The sequence below is a fragment of the Streptomyces sp. NPDC093094 genome, from assembly GCF_044754345.1.
Lineage (GTDB): Bacteria > Actinomycetota > Actinomycetes > Streptomycetales > Streptomycetaceae > Streptomyces.
In genome coordinates, this window is sequence record NZ_JBIVOX010000020.1 from 71,941 (window position 1) to 89,547 (window position 17,607).

The 17,607-nt window shown below is 72.7% G+C and carries 15 protein-coding genes and 1 pseudogene; 14 read left to right on the forward strand and 2 right to left on the reverse strand.

From position 1 onward, the window contains the following. The first annotated feature begins 23 nt into the window (after positions 1–23). The 3 genes from ACIQGV_RS32550 (at position 24) to ACIQGV_RS32560 (ending at position 1,686) form a co-directional block, all read left to right on the forward strand. Positions 24–212: a hypothetical protein gene (locus ACIQGV_RS32550; RefSeq protein WP_402500986.1), complete on the forward strand. Its 189-nt coding sequence runs from the start codon at positions 24–26 to the stop codon at positions 210–212. Between the two features lie 186 nt (positions 213–398). After that, positions 399–1,310: an ADP-ribosylglycohydrolase family protein gene (locus ACIQGV_RS32555; protein WP_402500989.1), complete on the forward strand. Its 912-nt coding sequence runs from the start codon at positions 399–401 to the stop codon at positions 1,308–1,310. 199 nt (positions 1,311–1,509) lie between these two features. Next, positions 1,510–1,686, forward strand: a complete 177-nt coding sequence (locus ACIQGV_RS32560; protein ID WP_402500991.1) for a hypothetical protein — start codon at positions 1,510–1,512, stop codon at positions 1,684–1,686. A gap of 16 nt (positions 1,687–1,702) precedes the next feature. On the opposite strand, the gene ACIQGV_RS32565 is transcribed toward ACIQGV_RS32560, so the two are convergent. Then, positions 1,703–2,257 (reverse strand): TetR/AcrR family transcriptional regulator, encoded by a 555-nt coding sequence (locus ACIQGV_RS32565; RefSeq protein ID WP_402501102.1) that lies wholly within the window; start codon positions 2,255–2,257, stop codon positions 1,703–1,705. Positions 2,258–2,543: 286 nt separating this feature from the next. Between ACIQGV_RS32565 and ACIQGV_RS32570 the strand changes: the two genes are divergently transcribed. The 8 genes from ACIQGV_RS32570 (at position 2,544) to ACIQGV_RS32605 (ending at position 13,194) form a co-directional block, all read left to right on the forward strand. Beyond that, complete coding sequence (locus ACIQGV_RS32570; protein ID WP_402500993.1) at positions 2,544–5,138, forward strand: beta-glucosidase; 2,595 nt, start codon at positions 2,544–2,546, stop codon at positions 5,136–5,138. A gap of 239 nt (positions 5,139–5,377) precedes the next feature. Further along, positions 5,378–6,658: an extracellular solute-binding protein gene (locus tag ACIQGV_RS32575; protein WP_402500995.1), complete on the forward strand. Its 1,281-nt coding sequence runs from the start codon at positions 5,378–5,380 to the stop codon at positions 6,656–6,658. A gap of 30 nt (positions 6,659–6,688) precedes the next feature. Then, positions 6,689–7,666, forward strand: a complete 978-nt coding sequence (locus tag ACIQGV_RS32580; RefSeq protein ID WP_402500998.1) for a carbohydrate ABC transporter permease — start codon at positions 6,689–6,691, stop codon at positions 7,664–7,666. 3 nt (positions 7,667–7,669) lie between these two features. Further along, a complete protein-coding gene (locus tag ACIQGV_RS32585) occupies positions 7,670–8,533 on the forward strand; it encodes a carbohydrate ABC transporter permease (RefSeq protein WP_402501000.1) in 864 nt (287 codons plus the stop codon). 184 nt (positions 8,534–8,717) lie between these two features. Next, positions 8,718–10,598 (forward strand): RICIN domain-containing protein, encoded by a 1,881-nt coding sequence (locus ACIQGV_RS32590; RefSeq protein ID WP_402501002.1) that lies wholly within the window; start codon positions 8,718–8,720, stop codon positions 10,596–10,598. A gap of 341 nt (positions 10,599–10,939) precedes the next feature. After that, positions 10,940–11,569 (forward strand): RNA polymerase sigma factor, encoded by a 630-nt coding sequence (locus ACIQGV_RS32595; protein WP_402501004.1) that lies wholly within the window; start codon positions 10,940–10,942, stop codon positions 11,567–11,569. Between the two features lie 40 nt (positions 11,570–11,609). Then, a complete protein-coding gene (locus tag ACIQGV_RS32600) occupies positions 11,610–11,951 on the forward strand; it encodes a hypothetical protein (RefSeq protein ID WP_402501006.1) in 342 nt (113 codons plus the stop codon). A 103-nt stretch (positions 11,952–12,054) separates the two neighbouring features. Then, complete coding sequence (locus ACIQGV_RS32605; protein WP_402501009.1) at positions 12,055–13,194, forward strand: Rieske 2Fe-2S domain-containing protein; 1,140 nt, start codon at positions 12,055–12,057, stop codon at positions 13,192–13,194. Positions 13,195–13,257: 63 nt separating this feature from the next. Here the strand turns inward: ACIQGV_RS32605 and ACIQGV_RS32610 are convergent, their stop codons facing one another. Beyond that, positions 13,258–13,731: a hypothetical protein gene (locus ACIQGV_RS32610; RefSeq protein WP_402501012.1), complete on the reverse strand. Its 474-nt coding sequence runs from the start codon at positions 13,729–13,731 to the stop codon at positions 13,258–13,260. A 352-nt stretch (positions 13,732–14,083) separates the two neighbouring features. On the opposite strand from ACIQGV_RS32610, the gene pflB reads away from it, so the two are divergent. From pflB to ACIQGV_RS32625, 3 genes and pseudogenes are all read left to right on the forward strand, one after another. Further along, positions 14,084–16,345, forward strand: coding sequence for a formate C-acetyltransferase (gene pflB, locus ACIQGV_RS32615; RefSeq protein ID WP_402501014.1), 2,262 nt, complete (start codon positions 14,084–14,086; stop codon positions 16,343–16,345). Next, positions 16,342–17,079 (forward strand): pyruvate formate-lyase-activating protein, encoded by a 738-nt coding sequence (pflA, locus tag ACIQGV_RS32620; RefSeq protein ID WP_402501017.1) that lies wholly within the window; start codon positions 16,342–16,344, stop codon positions 17,077–17,079. Before pflB ends, pflA begins: the two co-directional genes overlap by 4 nt. A gap of 109 nt (positions 17,080–17,188) precedes the next feature. Beyond that, a pseudogene (locus ACIQGV_RS32625) lies at positions 17,189–17,329 on the forward strand (universal stress protein); the annotation flags it as partial. Between the last annotated feature and the right edge of the window lie 278 nt (positions 17,330–17,607).

The window sequence follows — 17,607 nt, forward strand, 5'->3', positions numbered from 1 at the left end:
TGTCGCCCTGGAGGATGAGCCGCATGACTACCGCGACGCACGACGACTACGGTCTGACCTGGACCGACCGCGACGGCGTGCCGCAGGCTTCCGCGGGCGGGTACGACAAGCCCGCCGCCAAGCGCCGGCGGAAGGCGCTGAAGGAGATCGGCTGCACCTGTGTCGAGATCGTGCAGCTCCGACCGGGTGAGATCCTCGAACCGGCCGCGTGACACCCGGCTGTCCCTGCGGCGGGCCCGGCGTCGGCCGCCCGCCCGGCCGACGGGGCACGGCACACCGGGGTGTTCACGGCACACCGGGGCACATCGGGGCACGGCACGCCGGCCGGGCTGCGAGCCGTCCCGGGGCCCGTGCCGAAACGGCGTGCCGCGGAGCCGTCCCGCTGTGATACTGCTCCGATGACCGACGCTCCCGCCGCCGCACTGGACTCGTTGGACGGCCTTGCCTTCGGTGACGCCTTCGGCGACCGGTGGTTCGGCATCCTGCGCCGGGACGGCGAGGCGAGCCTGGAGGCACGGACCCTGCCTCCGGAGCCGCTGTGGAGGTGGAGCGACGACACCGCCCAGGCGCTCGTTCTCGTCAGGGAACTCGCCGAGGGCGGTGGCGCCGTCGACCAGGACCGTCTCGCCCTGCGTCTCGCGGCGGCCTACGCCGAGGACACGCACCGCGGATACGGGGCCTCGATGCACGACGTGCTGCGCCGGATCGGAGCGGGCGAGCCCTGGCGGGAGGTGGTCGCCGGACAGTTCGGGGGCCAGGGCTCCTGGGGCAACGGCGCGGCCATGCGCGTGGCCCCGCTCGGCGCCTGGCACGCCGACGACCTCGACGCGGCCGCGGAACAGGCCGCCCGTCAGGCCGTGGTCTCGCACCATCACCCGGAGGCGGTCGCCGGGGCGGTGGCGGTCGCGCTGGCCGCGGCAGGGGCGGCCCGCAGCCGCGGCGGCCCGGCCCCGGCCCGTCCGGACTTCCTGCGGGCCGTGGCCGGACGGCTCCCTGACAGCGACGTCCGGTCGGGGCTGCGGATCGCGGCCCGTATGCCGGAGCGCACCTCGGTCCGGCACGCCGCGGAGGTCCTGGGCTCCGGCTACAGGATGTCCGGGCCCGACACGGTCCCGTACGCCCTGTGGTGCGCGGCGGGACATCTCGACGATCTGTGCGAGGGCCTGTGGTCCACGGTCGCGGGGCGCGGCGACATCGACACCACCTGCGCCGTCGCGGGCGGGGTGATCGCCGCCCGCACGGGCGTCGCCGCCCTCCCGCCCGCCTGGCACGCGGCCCGCGAGCCGCTGCCCGCGGCCGTGCCGCTGTAGGGCCGGCCGCGGAGACCTCCTCCTTCCCGGGCGTCGGCGCGACCGGCCCCGGAGCTCCGGAGGCTTCCCTCCGCCGCGTCAGCGCAGCCCGTCCCGGTGCGCGCGGTGCTGCACCGCAGGGCGGCCGAGCTGGGCGAGAGGCCGGCATCGTGGACGTGCTGGAGCGGCACGGCTTCGAGCCGCGTGCCGAGGGGAGACCGTGGTGCTCGGTAACTGCCCCTTCCACGCGCTGGCGCGGGAGCACACCGACCTGGTGTGCGGGATGAGCCTGCATCTGCTGCGGGCGGCTCTGGCCGCTTCGGGCGACACCTCGTTCGAGGCCCGGCCGGCGCCCGCTCCCGGCCGGTGCTGCGTGGTGCTGGAGCCGGCCCCCTGAACGTCCGTGGCCCCGGCTACTCCGCCACCGGGAACCGGCCGGGCGCGAGGGTGCCGAGGAGCGATGTCACGGTGAGTTCGGTCGACGCCGCCATGTCGACCGAGCCGGGGTCCAGGAGCCACTGGACCTGGAGGCCGTCCATGACGGCGATGATCGCGTTCGCCGCGGGCCCGACGCGGGGGTCGTCCTCGGGAAGGCCGGCCGCCTCGCGCAGCGCGTCGGCGACGAAGACGCGCAGTCCGGTGTAGCGGTCGCGGAAGTAGGACTGTGCGGGGTGGTCGTCGGTGACGGACTCGGCCGACAGCACGGCGTAGAGCCGCACGATGCCCTCGCGCTCCGCGTTGCGGCGGGCGGTGTCCACCAGGTGGTGGAGGAACTCCAGCCCGTGCGGCCTGACGGGGCCGAGCTGCTCGATGTCGCTGTGGTCGCGCAGCTCCAGGACGCTGGTGAGCAGTTGCGCCTTGGTGCGGAAGTAGTGCAGGACGCCTGCCTGGGTGAGTCCGGCGCGGTCGGCGATCTCCTGGAGGGACGCGTTGTTGTAGCCGCGGGCGGCGAACGTGTCCATGGCCATGTGCAGGATGTCCTGCCGGCGCCGCTTGGCCTCCGCGCTGCGGGGGGTGCGGGGCCGGCTCCTGGGATCCGTTCGACCTGCCGAGTGGTTACTCACCCGCGACAGCATAAACCGCCCGGCATCCCTGTTGATCGACTTCGGGAGCCCGTCGACGCGATGTGACCCACATCACTTACCAAGTACTCAGTAAGTGTGATCTGCATCACTTACTAAGTACTTAGCAGGTGTGCTTTCATGTGGCCGTCATCACGACGACATGCCGCCGAAACGGCGTGAAAGGATCCCCATGCCCGTCCTGTCGCCCGCACTGTCCGCCTCCCCGGCCCGGCCGAGGAAGGAGGCGGACGAGAGCCGCTGGGCCGAGCTGGTCCAGGCCCTGGACCTGGCGGACAAGGTGCGTCTGCTGACGGGGGCGACCCTGTGGGCACTGCACGAGGAGCCGAGACTCGGCCTGCACGAGGTGGTCACCTCCGACGGGCCGCAGGGCGTCCGGGGCACCGGCGAGGTGCCCGGCGAGACCGGACTGCTGGCCCCCGCCCCGAGCGCGACCGGCGCCGCCTGGGACACCGGGCTGGCGGAGCGGCTGGGCCGGCTGTTCGCCGCCGAGGCCCGCCGCAAGAACGTGGACGTCGTCCTGGCGCCGCTGGTCAATCTCCAGCGCACCCCGGTCGCCGGCCGCCACTTCGAGTACTTCTCCGAGGACCCCCTGCTGTCCGGCGCCCTCGGCGCCGCGATCGTACGAGGACTCCAGGAGGAAGGGGTCGCGGCCTGCCTGAAGCACTTCGTCGCGAACGACTCCGAGACCGACCGCACCCGGTACCGCGCCAGGATCGACGCCCGCACCCTGCGCGAGGTCTATCTGGCGCCGTTCGAGCACATCGTGGCCGAGGCCGGTCCCTGGAGCGTGATGGGCGCCTACTCCGGGCTGGACGACGGCGTGGAGGCCGCGCCGCTGCTGGAGCACCGCCGGATCCTGCGCGGTGTCCTGAAGGACGAGTGGGGCTTCGACGGCGCGGTGATCAGCGACTGGGCCGCCACACAGACGGCCGCGGCCTCCGCCGGCGCCGGCCTCGACCTCGTGATGCCCGGTCCCGACGGCCCCTGGGGCGCCGCCCTCGTCGACGCGGTCCGCCGCGGCGAGGTGGACGAGGCGGCCGTCGACGACAAGATCCTGCGGCTGATGCGCCTGGCCTCGCGGGTCGGCAAGCTGACCGAGCCCTGGACGCCCGGCGAGCAGGCCCCGCCGCTGCCGGCCTCCGCCGCGCCCGCACCGGCCGGCGAGGAGGACTTCGCCGTGCTGCGCGAGGTCGTCACCCGGGGCACCGTCCTGCTGCGCAACGAAGGGGACCTGCTCCCGCTGGACGCCGGCCGGCTCGGCCGCGTCGCGCTCATCGGCCCGAACGCGGTCGAGCCCTACCTCCAGGGCGGCGGCAGCGCCTTCGTCCCCGCCGTACGCACGGTGGGCATCGCGGAGGGACTGCGGGCCGCCCTGCCGGACGGGGTGGAACTGACCGTGCACCGCGGCGGTTCGTCCCGCAGGCACGCCCCGTTCGTCGTACCCTCCCGCCTGGCCGGGCTGCACGCCGCCTACCTCGCCGAGGACGGCACACGGCTCGGGGAGGAGGTCCGCCCCACCGGCGACTGGGGGTTCTTCCGCGTGCCGGACGGCGTCACCGACGTGGTGCTGACCGGGCGGATCACCCTCGCCGAACAGGGCTCCCACACACTGGAGTTCGGCTGTGCCGGACGTTTCACCGTCGCCCTGGACCACGAGCCCGTCCACACCGGCGACGACGACCGGGGCGTCGAGCTGATCCTGGAGTCCGGCCACAGCCACCCCGCGACCCGCCGCCACACCGTGCGTGTCGGCGACACCCCCGTGGAACTGCACCTGCGGATCGATCTGCACGTCGTCGACGGCGAGGGCTACGGCCGCTTCGTCACCGCCCACGTACGCCACCAGCCGCCCGGCCCGACGGCCGAGGAGGAGATCGCCGAGGCCGTCGGCGCCGCCCGCGCCGCCGACGCCGCGATCGTCGTCATCGGCACCAACGAGGAGATCGAGTCCGAGGGCTGGGACCGCACCGACCTGGAACTGACCGCACAGCAGCACCGGCTGGTGCGCGCGGTCGTCGCCGCCAACCCCCGCACCGCGGTGGTGGTCAACGCCGGCGCCCCGGTCCTGCTGCCCTGGGCCGGCCAGGTCCCCGCCCTGCTCTGGGCGTGGCTGCCCGGCCAGGAGGCGGGACACGCCCTCGCCGACGTCCTGCTCGGCCGCGCCGAGCCCTCCGGCCGTCTGCCGTGGACCCTGCCCGCACACCCCGGCGACGTGCCGGTCCCCGGTGCCGTCCCGGTGGACGGCGTCGTCGACTACCGGGAGCGGCTCCACATCGGCCACCGCGCCTACGACCGCACCGGCACCGAGCCCGCCTTCCCCTTCGGCCACGGCCTGGGGTGGACCACCTGGTCCTACGACCGTGCAGAGGCCCACGAGCTGTCCGTCCCCGCCGACCTCGCCCGCCCCGCGGGCGGGGACGGACCCCGGATCACGGTGACCCTCACCAACACCGGCCCCCGGACCGGGCGCGAGGTCGTCCAGGCATACCTGGAGGCCCCCGCCGGAACCACCGACGACGACCCCGTCCGTGTGCTGGCCGGGTTCGCCGTCGCGGAGATCGGCGCGGGAGAGACCGCCGAGGTCACCCTGACCCTGCGGTGGCGGGCCTTCCAGCACTGGGACGGCGACCGGGGCTGGCGCCCGCGCACCGGGACGCACCGGCTGCGCATCGGCCGCTCCAGCCGCGACCTGCGCCTGTCCCTCGGCCTCGACGTCCGGGCCGACGCCGGACGGACCGGGCACACCCTGCGTCCCGCCCCCTGACAGAGCCCCGGCCGGGCACGGACGCCCGCCCGCCGACGGACCCCCGGCCGGACACCGGCCCTTCCCGCCCCCTGAGGGATCCCGCCCGCCCCCTCTGACGGATCCCGGCCGGACACCGGCCCTCCGCCCCCTGACGGACCCCAGGCCGGACACCCCCCGAGCACCGGCGCCCGTGGCCTGACCCCCGGCGCGCCGGCCCCTCCTCGCCCGCACCGTCCCGCACACCAGGAGTGATGACCATGTCCCGCACCACCCGCCTCGCGAGAGTCACCACCGCCGGCCTCGCCGTCCTGCTGCTGGCCACGGCCTGCGGCCGGTCCGAGGACAGCGGCCCGGACAAGGAGGCGGCCTCCCTCGGTGAAGGGCCCGCCAAGGGCAAGGTGACCATGTGGTCCATGGGCGACGCCGACCCCACCCTGGAGGCCCTCGCGAAGGAGTTCGAGAAGCAGAACCCCGGCGCCGACATACAGATCACCCCGGTCCCGTGGGAGGCCGCCCACGACAAGCTGACCACGGCGATCGCCGGCGGCAACGGCCCCGACCTCTCCCTCGTCGGCTCGACCTGGATGGCGGAGATGGCCGCCATGAACGGCTTCGAGGCCACTCCGAAGGAGATCTCCGCCGACTCCTTCTTCCCGGGCCAGTGGGCCACCACCGAGTACAAGGACACCGCGTACGGCGTCCCCTTCATCGCCGACACCTCGGTGATCTACTACCGCACCGACATCGCCGCCAAGGCCGGTGTCGACAAGCCCGCCGCCGACTGGGACGGCTTCTACGCCGACCTCCGGGCCATCCAGAAGACCGCCGGCAGGGCGAACCCGAAGCTCCGTCATGCCTCCGGCATGCAGACCGGGTTCAACGCCTGGCTGTTCTGGCTCCCCATGGTGTGGCAGAGCGGCGGAGACATCTACGACCCGCAGACGAAGAAGTTCACCTTCGACAGCCCCGAGGTCACCGAGGCCCTGGAGTACTACGCCAAGATCTTCGAGGCGAAGATGGCGCCGACCGACAAGACCGACGGCCGGCAGGGCTTCCACGACGGTCTGATCGCCACCCTCCAGCAGGGCGCCAGCGTCGGCGGGAACCTCCACAAGGACAGTCCCGAACTCGACGCCGCCTGGCAGACCGCGCCGCTGCCCGTGAACAAGCAGGCCGCGGGACTGGCCGGCGGCAGCGACCTCGCCGTCTTCAAGAGCAGCGACAACAAGGACGCCGCCTGGAAGTTCGTCCGCTTCCTCACCGACGGCGAGAACCTCGCCGCCTACGGCGCCGGCACCGGACAGCTGCCCGCCGCCACCGCCGCGTGGGACGACGCACGCATGGCCGGCAACACCAAGCTCGCCCCGTTCCGCAAGCAGCTGGAGGTCACCAAGGCCCCTCCGGCGCTCACCACCTGGCAGCAGATCGCCTCCGCCGTCGACTCGGAGCTGGAGAAGCTCGCCCTCGGCAAGGCCACACCCCAGGACGTGCAGAAGGCGCTGCAGTCCCGGGCCACCTCCATCGGCACCGGACGCTGACCCGCCCACCCACGGACGGAACACACCGCCATGCCCACCACCCGAATCCCCGGGCCGCCGCACACGACGGCACCGAAAGCCTCACCGGCACAGGAGGCGGCCCCGCCGCGCGAGCGACGCGCCGCATCCGGAACGGTCCGCCGCCAGAGCCGTGCCGCCTGGACCCTGGCCCTGCCCTTCCTCGCCCTGTTCGTCGTGTTCATGCTTCTGCCGGTGGCCTGGTCGCTGCTGATCAGCGTCACCGACACCAAGAGCGCGGACCTGAGGACCCCGCTCGCCGTCGGTTTCGTCGGCCTGGACAACTACGCCAGGCTGTTCCAGGATCCGGTGTTCTTCACCGCCCTGCGCAACACCGGCGTCTTCGTCCTGTTCGGCCTGCCGCTGACGCTCGCGGCCGGGCTCGCCGCCGCCGTCGTCCTCGACCGGGGCATCCGCCGCTTCCGGGCCGTCTTCCGCGTCGGGCTCTATCTGCCCGTCGTCACCAGCGTCGTCGCCGTCGCCGTGGTGTGGAAGACCCTTCTCGAACCCCGCGCCGGCCTGGTGAACACCGTGCTCGGCTGGGCCGGCGTCGACGGACCGGCCTGGCTCGCCGACACCCGCCTCGCCCTCCCCGTCATGATCGTCATGGCGGTCTGGCGCAACCTCGGCACCGTCATGATCATCATGCTGGCCGGGCTCCAGGGCGTGCCGCGGTCCCTCATGGAGGCGGCCGAACTCGACGGCGCGGGCCCCTGGCAGAGGTTCTGGCGCGTCACCTTCCCCCTGCTGCGCCCGGCGCTGCTGCTGACCTCGGTCACCACCGCCATCGGCTATCTGCAGTTCTTCGACGAGCCGTTCGTCATGACCAACGGCGGCCCGCTGGACTCCACGCTGTCCGCCACGATGTTCTCCTACCGCCAGTTCGGCTACGGGAACTACGACTACTCCTCGGCGGCCGGCTACGTCGTCTTCGTGCTCATCGCGAGCCTGACCGCGCTCCAGTTCCGCGTGCTGCGGGAGAAGGACTGACCCATGGCCACCACCTCTGTCACCCGCCTCGCCGGCCGGCGCCGGACCCGGCAGCGCTGGGGCAACCCCTGGCTCTACCTGCCCATGACGGGCGTCCTCCTCGTCATGATCGTGCCCTTCCTCTGGATGCTGTCGGGCTCCTTCAAACCCGAGTCGGACATCCGCAAGGTGCCCCCGGTCCTCGTCCCCACCGAGCCGACCACCGCCAACTACGCCGAACTCTTCGACGGCCTCGACTTCGTCGGCATGTCCGTCAACTCCCTCGTCGTCGCCCTCGCGGTCACCGCCGGCAATCTGCTGTTCTGCTCGATGCTCGGCTACGCGCTGGCCAAGCTGGAGTTCCGCGGACGCCGAGCCGTGTTCACCCTGGTCCTCGCCACCCTGATGGTGCCCGGCCTGGTCACCTTCGTGCCCCTCTACGTCCTCACCACCAATCTCGGCCTCACCGACTCGCTGCTCGGGCTGATCCTGCCGTTCCTCGCCGCCCCCTTCGGGGTCTTCCTGATGCGGCAGTTCATCGGCTCGCTGCCGGACGAGCTGATCGACGCCGCCCGCATGGACGGCTGCGGGGAGATCGCGATCTTCTGGCGGATCATCCTGCCGATGACCAAGCCCGCCCTCGCCACCCTGGGCATCATCAGCTTTCTCGGTTCCTGGAACAACTTCCTGTGGCCGCTCGTCGTCGCCCAGAACGAGGACCAGTACACGCTGCCCGTCGGCCTCGCACTCGTCAGCGGCGGCCAGGACTTCACCCGCTACGGCGTCCTGCTCGCCGGAGCGGCCGTCGTCCTGATCCCCGTGCTCGTCGTCTTCCTCCTCTTCCAGCGCCACTTCGTCGCGGGCATCGCCACCACGGGCCTGAAGTAGCCGCGGTCACCGGCCCCGGGCGGCCGCCCCGGGCACGGGAAGCGGCCGCCGTCACGGACCTTCAGGCAGCAAGACCCCTCCCCATCTCCGGAACGCCCGGGCGGGCACAGAAGTGCCCGCCGCGGGGCAGGCCGGGTGCACCACCTCCTCGCACCAGGTAACCCCACCGAAGGAGAGCCGCACCGTGTCAACCAGAACGACCAGAGCGACCGTCCGGGCCCGCGCCGCGGGCGCCGCGCTCGTCCTCGCCGTCGCCGGCCTCGCGGCCGGCACCACCACCACCGCCCGGGCCGCCGACCCCACCGCACAGGTCTGGGTCACCACCCCGGACGGGGCCAAGAGGCTCAGTGCCGAGACCGTCCCCTTCAACAGCCCGGTCCAGCCCATCGACATCCGCGTCGACGCGGGCAGCAGGAGCCAGCGGTTCACCGGCGCGGGCGCCTCGGTCACCGAGGCGTCCGCCCACCTCGTCCAGAGCCTGCCCGCGGACCGGCGCGCCGACCTGATGAAGTCGCTGTTCTCCACCACCGACGGCATCGGGCTGAACTATCTGCGCCAGCCGCTGGGCAGCACCGACTTCAACTCCGGCGGCTTCTACACCTACGAGGACACCAGGGGGTCGTTCTCCATCGCCCGGGACCAGCAGGAGATCATCCCGGTCATCAGGCAGGCGACCGCCCTCAACCCGCAGATCCGGTTCATGGGCTCCCCCTGGTCGCCGCCCGCCTGGATGAAGTCCGGCAACTCCCTCAACGGCGGCAGCCTCCGCACCGACCAGTACCAGGCGTACGCCGACTACCTGGTCAAGGCGATCAAGGCGTACGGGCAGCAGGGCATCACCCTCACCGACCTCACGGTCCAGAACGAGCCCGAGTTCGCCACCAGTTACCCGTCGATGTCGATGACCTCGGGCGAACAGGCCGCCTTCCTCAGGGTCCTCGACCGGACCCTGACGGCGAACGGGCTGCCCACCAACGTCCTCGCCTACGACCACAACTGGGACCACCCGAACTATCCCCTCGAGGTCTTCAACGCCGCCCCGAACATCCCGCGCGTCATCGGCGCGGCCTTCCACTGCTACGGCGGAGCACCCTCCGCGCAGGCGCAGGTCGTCAACGCCGGCAAGCGCGTCTTCTTCACCGAGTGCTCCGGCACCGACAGCGCCGACACCGCCGGCACCTTCGGCGACACGCTGCGGTGGCACGCGGAGAACCTCGTCGTGCAGAACATGCGCAACGGCGGCGAGACCGTGGTCAACTGGAACCTCGCCCTCGACCAGAACGGCGGCCCGCACCAGGGCCACTGCACCAACCGGTGCAACGGCGTCGTCGAGATCGCGAACGGCAACGTCACCCGCAACGCCGAGTACTACGTCCTCGGGCACGTCACCAAGTTCATCAAGCCCGGCGCCACCCGCATCGGCTCCACCAGCCAGGGTGCCGGAGGCGTGCAGAACGTCGCCTTCCAGAACCCCGACGGCTCCTTCGCCGCCTACGTGGTCAACACCGCCTCCTCCGCCCAGCGCTTCTCGCTGACCGAGGGCGGCAGGACCCTCGCGTACACCCTCCCGGCCGGCGCCGTGGCGACCGTCGTCTGGACCGGCGGCGGCGACACCCCGGGCGGTCCCGTCGACCCCGCCGCCTGGTACCGCGTCGTGAACGCGGGCAGCAACGCCTGCCTGGACGCGGCCGACTGGGGCACCGGTGACGGAACCGCACTGCAGCAGTGGGCCTGCGGCACCGGCACCAACCAGAGGTGGCAGTTCCGTCCCACGAGCGGCGGCTACTACCAGGTCGTCAACCAGTTCAACTCCCGGGTCTGGGACGTCGCCGGAGGGCCGAACGCCACGGCCGACGGCACCCGGGTCCACCTGTGGAGCTATGTGGGCGGCACCAACCAGCAGTGGCGCCCCGAGCCCGTCGGAGCCACCGGCCGCCACCGCTTCGTCGCCCGCCACAGCGGCAAGTGCCTCGCCGTCGACAACGGCTCGGCGGCCGACGGCGCCCGCCTCTCCCAGCAGCCCTGCTCCACCTCGAACGCCCAGACCTTCACCCTGACCGGCTGACCGGCATCACCGAGCACGGACGGCGGGGCCCGGCGCACATCGCCGGGCCCCGCCCGCCTCATGCGTAGGCGAGCAGAGGGTCGTACGGGGTGGAGCACTGCCGGCCATGCGGGAGCGGGCGGGAACGGGGGAGCCTGCCGTGAATCCTTTTCGGCTCTCCCCGCCTCTTGTACGTGTACCGGCCGGACGCGCCGGAGGAACCCGGAGGGAACATCGATGATGGTCACTGGAATCGTGGTGGTCGCGGTCCTGCTCGTGGGCGCGTGCGGCTGGCACCTGACGCGGCGCCACCGGAGCCGGAGCCGAGGCTGATGACCGTCCGCACGGAGGTACCCACGAACATGAGCAAGCGGACGGACCGACGCTTCACCTGGCCGGACGACCGGCTGATCAAGGCCGCCCAGGACGGCGACGTCACCTCGCTCACCACCGTCGTCATGGAATCGCAGCCGCACGTGCGCAAGTTCGCCCTGTCGCTGTGCGCCTCGCCGCAGGACGCGGAGGACGCGGCACAGGAGGCGCTGATCGTCCTCTACCGGAAGATCGGCACCCTGCGGGCGACCGGTGCGCTCGCCTCGTGGATGTTCCGGATCGTCCGCAACGAATGCCTGCGGCAGCTGCGGCAGTTCGCCGCGCGGAGCGACGGGGCGGCGGCCGGACCGGAGGAGTCCGCGGGACCCTCCGCCGAGGACGCGGTGCTGCACCGCCTGGAGGTGCGGCGGATCGCGGCCGCGGTCGGTGCGCTGCCGCGGGACCAGCGGCAGGTGCTGGTCATGCGGGACGTGCAGGGACTGCCCGGCAGGACCGTCGCCCGCTCGCTCGGTCTGAGCGACGCGGCGATGAAGTCGCGGCTGCACCGGGCGCGCGCGGCGCTGCGCCACGCACTGGCGGTGACGGACCCGACGCCCGGGCAGTCGGCCGGTCACGCCACCGGCCGGCCGGCCGGGCGAGCGACGGGGGAAGACACATGACCGGGGACACCGGCCGACCGGCTGAGGGAGGCGCACGGCCGTGAACACCGTGAAGCACGCCCGGGCGGCGAGGACCGGGGCGACCGGGCAGCCCGATTTCGCCAGCAGGTCGGTCCCGCGCCACCTCGCCCGCGGCGCCGTCGGCTTCGGGCTGATCGCCGGCTCGGTCGCCCTGGTGCCCGTCGCCGGAGCGGCCGCGCTGCTGGCGGCCCCGCTGGCCCTCGTCGCGTTCCGCGGCTGTCCCACCTGCTGGATGATCGGCCTGGCGCAGACCGTCTCCCGCGGCCGTCTGGAGCGCCGGTGCACGGACGGCGTCTGCACCCTCGCCCGCCCGGCGGACGCTCACTCCACCGGGCGAACCGGACAGGAGGCCGACGGCTGAGTGCGCCAAGGTGGAGGGGCTGAGGCCCTGTCGCGCCCGCAGGTCCGCGACGCCGGCCCGGCGCGAGGGTGTCCGTGACCGCGTTCCCAGCCGAGGGAGAGCCATGACCGAGACCGACTCCTCCGGGGCCCGGGGCGGCCGGACCGCGGAGCACCGCTCTCCCGCACCGGGCGACGCGGACCTGAGGCGCATCGGCGTGCACCCCGACCACTGGTACCCGGTCGCACTGTCGCGCAGGGTGCGCCGCGAGCGGGTGATCGCGACCTCGTTCGCGGGGGAGCGCATCGCGCTGTACCGCGGCAGGAGCGGAGCCGTCCACGCGCTGGAGGACCGGTGCGCGCACCGGCAGGTGCCGCTGAGCATGGGCGTCGTGGACGGCGAGGCGCTGCGTTGCTGCTATCACGCCTGGGCCTACCGCGGCGACGGCCGCATCTCGCAGATCCCGTACCTGGCCAAGGGGGACCGGCGGCCGCCGCGCGGGGTGCGCGGATACCCGGTCCGGGAGGCGTACGGCCTGGTGTTCGTCTTCCCCGGCGACCCGGAGAAGGCGGAGGCGACCGCGTTGCCGGACGTGCCGGCCTTCGGCTCGCCGGACTACCGGACCATGACGTTCTCCCGGACGGTGCGCTGCCACTACTCGTTCATGCACGAGAACCTGCTCGACATGAACCACCAGTTCCTCCACCGGGGCGTCGTCGGCAGGCTCCGCCCCGAACTGCTGGAACAGCGCACCGGGGAGACCTGGGTGGAGGCCCGCTACCTGTTCACGCACACCGGCGGGAAACGGAACCGCGGCGCGAGCCTGCTGGCCGGCGAGGGCATCGGCGGCAGCGACTCCGCGGACGTGATGACGATCCGCACCCGGTACCCGTACCAGACCCTCGACCTGCTCCCGGAGGGCGCCGCACGTCCGGCCTTCCGCATGTGGGCCGCGTACGTGCCCGAGGACGCGGAGCAGCGCGTGTGCCACACCTACGGACTGCTGACGATCGAGAAGCCGCGGATTCCCGCGGTCATGCATCTGGCCTGGCCGTTCATCAGGCATTTCACCGAGCGGGTGTTCGCCGAGGACCGCATGGCCGTCGAGGCCGAGCAGCGGGCCTGGGACGAGCAGGGCGAGGACCGCAACCACGAGGTCTTCCCGCTGATCCTGAACGTGCGCGAGGTGCTGCGCGCCAACGGCGTCCCTCTGGTCCCCCGGACGGCCACGCCCTGCGCCGGGCTCCCGGACCCGCTGCCGTAACACCTTTGAGCTGCCGGGACAGCGGCCCTGCCGCGCCTGCTCAGGGCCGCTGTCCGGTGTGCGTCAGCTGACCCACTTGGTGCACTTCAGCTCGATGCCCTCGACGTTCACGCAGGCGCGCAGCCAGGTGCCGTCGGGCCAGTACGACATGGGCGTGTACACATCGCCCCCGTCACGGTGCTGGTACCCGCGCAGCCCGTCCCAGGTCCTGCCGCCGTCCGTGGAGCGGTCGATCCACACTCCGTACTTGTAGTACCGCGTGGCCGTCCGCGCCCAGCCGTACCATCTGCCGTCCTTCTTGCCGGAGCGCAGTCCCACGGTGGCGTACCCGTCGACGGTCGCCGTCGCGTCGGTGTCCGGGCCGGAGTCCCAGCTCACCGGACCCGGGTCCCAGCCGTCGCAGCCGTAGCCGCTGCACCCCAGCCCGGCGGCCGAGGCGGGGTTGCCCGTGGTCAGCAGCGTGGCGAAGGCCATGGCCGCGATCGGCAGCGCCCGGGTGAGTATCCGGCTGCCCGTCTTCTTCATGATCCGTCCCATGTTCGTCGAGTACTGAGCGGAGAGGCCCGAGCCGGGCCTCCGTCGCCGGCCCCCGGCGTGTGCTTCGGGGGCCGTGCGGGCGACGTGGGAAGAGTGCACGTGACGCTCAACGCGCGGCCAACACACCGCCAACGGGGCCCGGCCGGGCCCCGGCGGCACCAGCCGCGGGGGATGCCGCGGCCGTCGGTCCCCGCGAGCACGGCCCCGGCGCCGGCACGGCCGCCGTGGGGTCCTCCGGCCCCTCGTTCCCGGGCCGGTCGGCCCGGTCCGGGGCGCTGTCCGGCACTCCCCGCGGCGATCACGCAGGAGCAGCATCGGAGTGGAGGGACACGGACCGAGGAGGGGATCGGCGATGACCACCGCGACCACGACAGCCGGTGAACGGGTCACCGAAGCCTGGCGGGGCTTCGCCGGCACCCGCTGGCGCGAGCGGATCGACGTGCGCGACTTCATCCAGGCGAACTACACCCCGTACGAGGGCGACGCGTCCTTCCTGGCCGGCCCCACGGACCGCACGCGGGCCGTCTGGGAGAAGGTCGCCGCGCTGTTCCCGCAGGAGCGGGAGCGGGGTGTCCTCGACGTGGACGCGGCGACGCCGTCGACCATCACCTCGCACGCGCCCGGCTGGATCGACCGCGACCGCGAACTGATCGTCGGCCTCCAGACGGACGCCCCGCTCAAGCGCGCCGTCATGCCGTGCGGCGGGCTGCGCATGGTGGAGAACAGCCTGAAGGCGTACGGCTACGAACCCGACCCGTTCGTGACGAAGGTCTTCGGCACCTACCGCAAGACCCACAACGACGGTGTCTTCGACGCGTACACGCCCGAGATGCGCACCGCCCGCAGGGTCGGCATCATCACCGGGCTCCCCGACGCCTACGGCCGGGGCCGGATCATCGGCGACTACCGGCGGGTGGCCCTGTACGGCACCGACCGGCTGACCGAGGCCAAGCGGGCCGAGCGGGCCCGCCTGGACGACGAGCCGTCGACCGAGCACGTCATCCGCGACCGCGAGGAACTCGCCGAACAGATCAGGGCACTGGGCGAGCTGACCCGTATGGCGGCGTCCTACGGCTGTGACGTCTCCCGGCCCGCGGTCACCGCGCACGAGGCGGTCCAGTGGCTCTACCTCGGCTATCTCGCCGCCGTGAAGGAGCAGAACGGCGCAGCGATGTCCCTCGGCCGCACCTCGACCTTCCTGGACGTCTACCTCCGGCGCGACCTGGACGAGGGGACCGTCGACGAGACCCGCGCCCAGGAGCTGATCGACGACTTCGTGATCAAGCTGCGGATCGTGCGCTTCCTGCGCACCCCCGAGTACGACGCGCTGTTCTCCGGCGACCCCACCTGGGTCACCGAGTCGATCGGCGGCATCGGCACGGACGGCCGCCCCCTCGTCACCCGCACCTCCTTCCGCTTCCTCCAGACCCTGTACAACCTCGGACCCGCCCCCGAACCCAACCTCACGGTCCTCTGGTCGCCCCGGCTGCCCGCCGGCTTCAAGGAGTTCTGCGCACAGGTGTCCGTCGACACCAGCGCCGTCCAGTACGAGTCCGACGAGCTGATCCGGCCCCGGAACGGCGACGACACCGCCATCGCCTGCTGTGTCTCCGCGATGGCCGTGGGCAAGGAGATGCAGTTCTTCGGCGCCCGGGTCAACCTCGCCAAGGCACTCCTGTACGCCGTCAACGGCGGCCGCGACGAGATGACCGGCGAACAGGTCGTCCCTGGGACGGCCCCGCTGACCGGCGAGTACCTCGACCACGAGGAACTGTCGGCGGCCTACGACCGTGTCCTGGACTGGCTGGCCGCGACCTACGTCGACACGCTCAACGTCATCCACTGCATGCACGACAAGTACGCCTACGAACGCCTGGAGATGGCGCTGCACGACCATCCGGTGCACCGCTTCATGGCCTGCGGCATCGCCGGGCTCTCGGTGGCCGCGGACAGCCTGTCCGCCGTGAAGCACGCACGGGTGAAGGTGTTCCGGGACGCCACCGGGCTGGCCGTCGACTTCCGTACCGAGGGCGACTTCCCGGCCTACGGCAACAACGACGACCGCGCCGACTCCATCGCCGTGGACCTCGTCGGGTCCTTCATGGCCAAGCTCCGCCGCCACCCCGCCTACCGGGACGCCGAGCACACCCAGTCGGTGCTGACGATCACCTCGAACGTCGTCTACGGCAAGCACACCGGCAACACCCCCGACGGCCGGCGTGCCGGAACGCCCTTCGCGCCCGGCGCCAACCCGATGAACGGCCGGGACCGGCACGGAGTGGCCGCCTCCGCGCTGTCCGTCGCCAAGCTGCCCTACGCACAGGCGCGTGACGGGATCTCGCTGACCACCACGATCACACCCGAGGGGCTGGGGCACGACCCGGCCGAGCGCGCCGGCCATCTGGTCGGCATCCTCGACGCCTACATGACCGCCGGCGGTTTCCACATGAACGTCAACGTCCTGGACCGGGCCGTGCTGGAGGACGCCATGGAGCATCCGGAGCGGTACCCGGACCTCACGATCCGGGTCTCCGGATACGCCGTCAACTTCGTCCGGCTGACCAGGGAGCAGCAGCTCGACGTCATCAGCCGCACCTTCCACGGATCGATGTGAGGACGACGACGGCCGGCCGGATCCACTCCTGGGACCTGTCCACCGGCGTGGACGGTCCCGGGACCCGGTTCGTCCTCTTCGTGTCCGGCTGCCCCCTGCGCTGTCTGTACTGCGCCAACCCCGACACCTGGCACATGCGCGACGGCCGGGAGACGACGGTGGACGAGGTGATGGCGGAGATCGGGAAGTACCGCGCCTTCATCGGCACGGCCGGGGGAGGAGTGACCGTCACCGGCGGCGAGCCCCTGCTCCAGCCCGCCTTCACCGGTGAGGTCCTGCGCCGCTGCAAGGAGGCCGGACTGCACACCGCCCTCGACACCTCCGGCTTCCTCGGCGCCCGCGCCGACGAGGCCCTCCTGTCCGCCACCGACCTGGTCCTGCTGGACATCAAGTCCTTCGACATCGGCACGTACAGGAAGCTGACCGGCGGCGGACTCGCCCCCACCCTCAGCTTCGCCACCCGCCTCGACCGGCTCGGGGTGCCGGTGTGGATCCGTTACGTGCTGGTGCCCGGCTGGACCGACGACGCCACCGCCGTCGACGGCCTGGGAGCCTTCCTCGCCGGTCTGGCCAACGTCGAGCGCGTCGACGTCCTGCCCTTCCACAAGCTCGGCGCCCACAAGTACGACGCCCTCGGCCTTCCCTTCCCGCTGCGGGACACGCCCGTACCGGATCCCGGACTCGTCGAACGGGTGCGGGAACAGTTCCGCGACCACGGCCTGCGCGCGGTGTGACCCTGCGCGCGGTGCGACCCCCTGCCCCGAGGAGACCCACAGCATGTCCGCCGTCACCGTCGGCGTCGACGGCTCGCCCGAGAGTCCCGCCGCCCGGTGGGCCGCCCGTGAAGCGGCGCGGTGCGACGTCTCGCCGGTCGTCGTCGGCCGGCGGGACCGCAGCCGTACCGTGGGCGCGCGCATCGGCCCGGTGACCCATGCCGTGCTCCGGCACGCCCACGCCCCGGTCGCGGTCGTGCCGCACGACTGACCAAAGCCCGCGACGTGCGAGCCCGGCAGGGCCCGCACACAAGGACGTCCGGCAACGGGCGCCGGTACGGCAGCCCCGCCGTCCACCTCCTGGACGCCTCCCGCGGAGCCGGCCCCGTGATGGCCGGCCGCCGCGACCACCACGACTTCGGCGCGGCCGGCCGCCGTGCCTGCCGCACCCCCGTCGGCCATGTCGCCCGCGCGGTCCCGCACCGCGCGGCCGGCCCCGTCGCCGTCGTCCCCCACGGCTGGACCACCGTCCCGGGCGGCGGCTCCCGT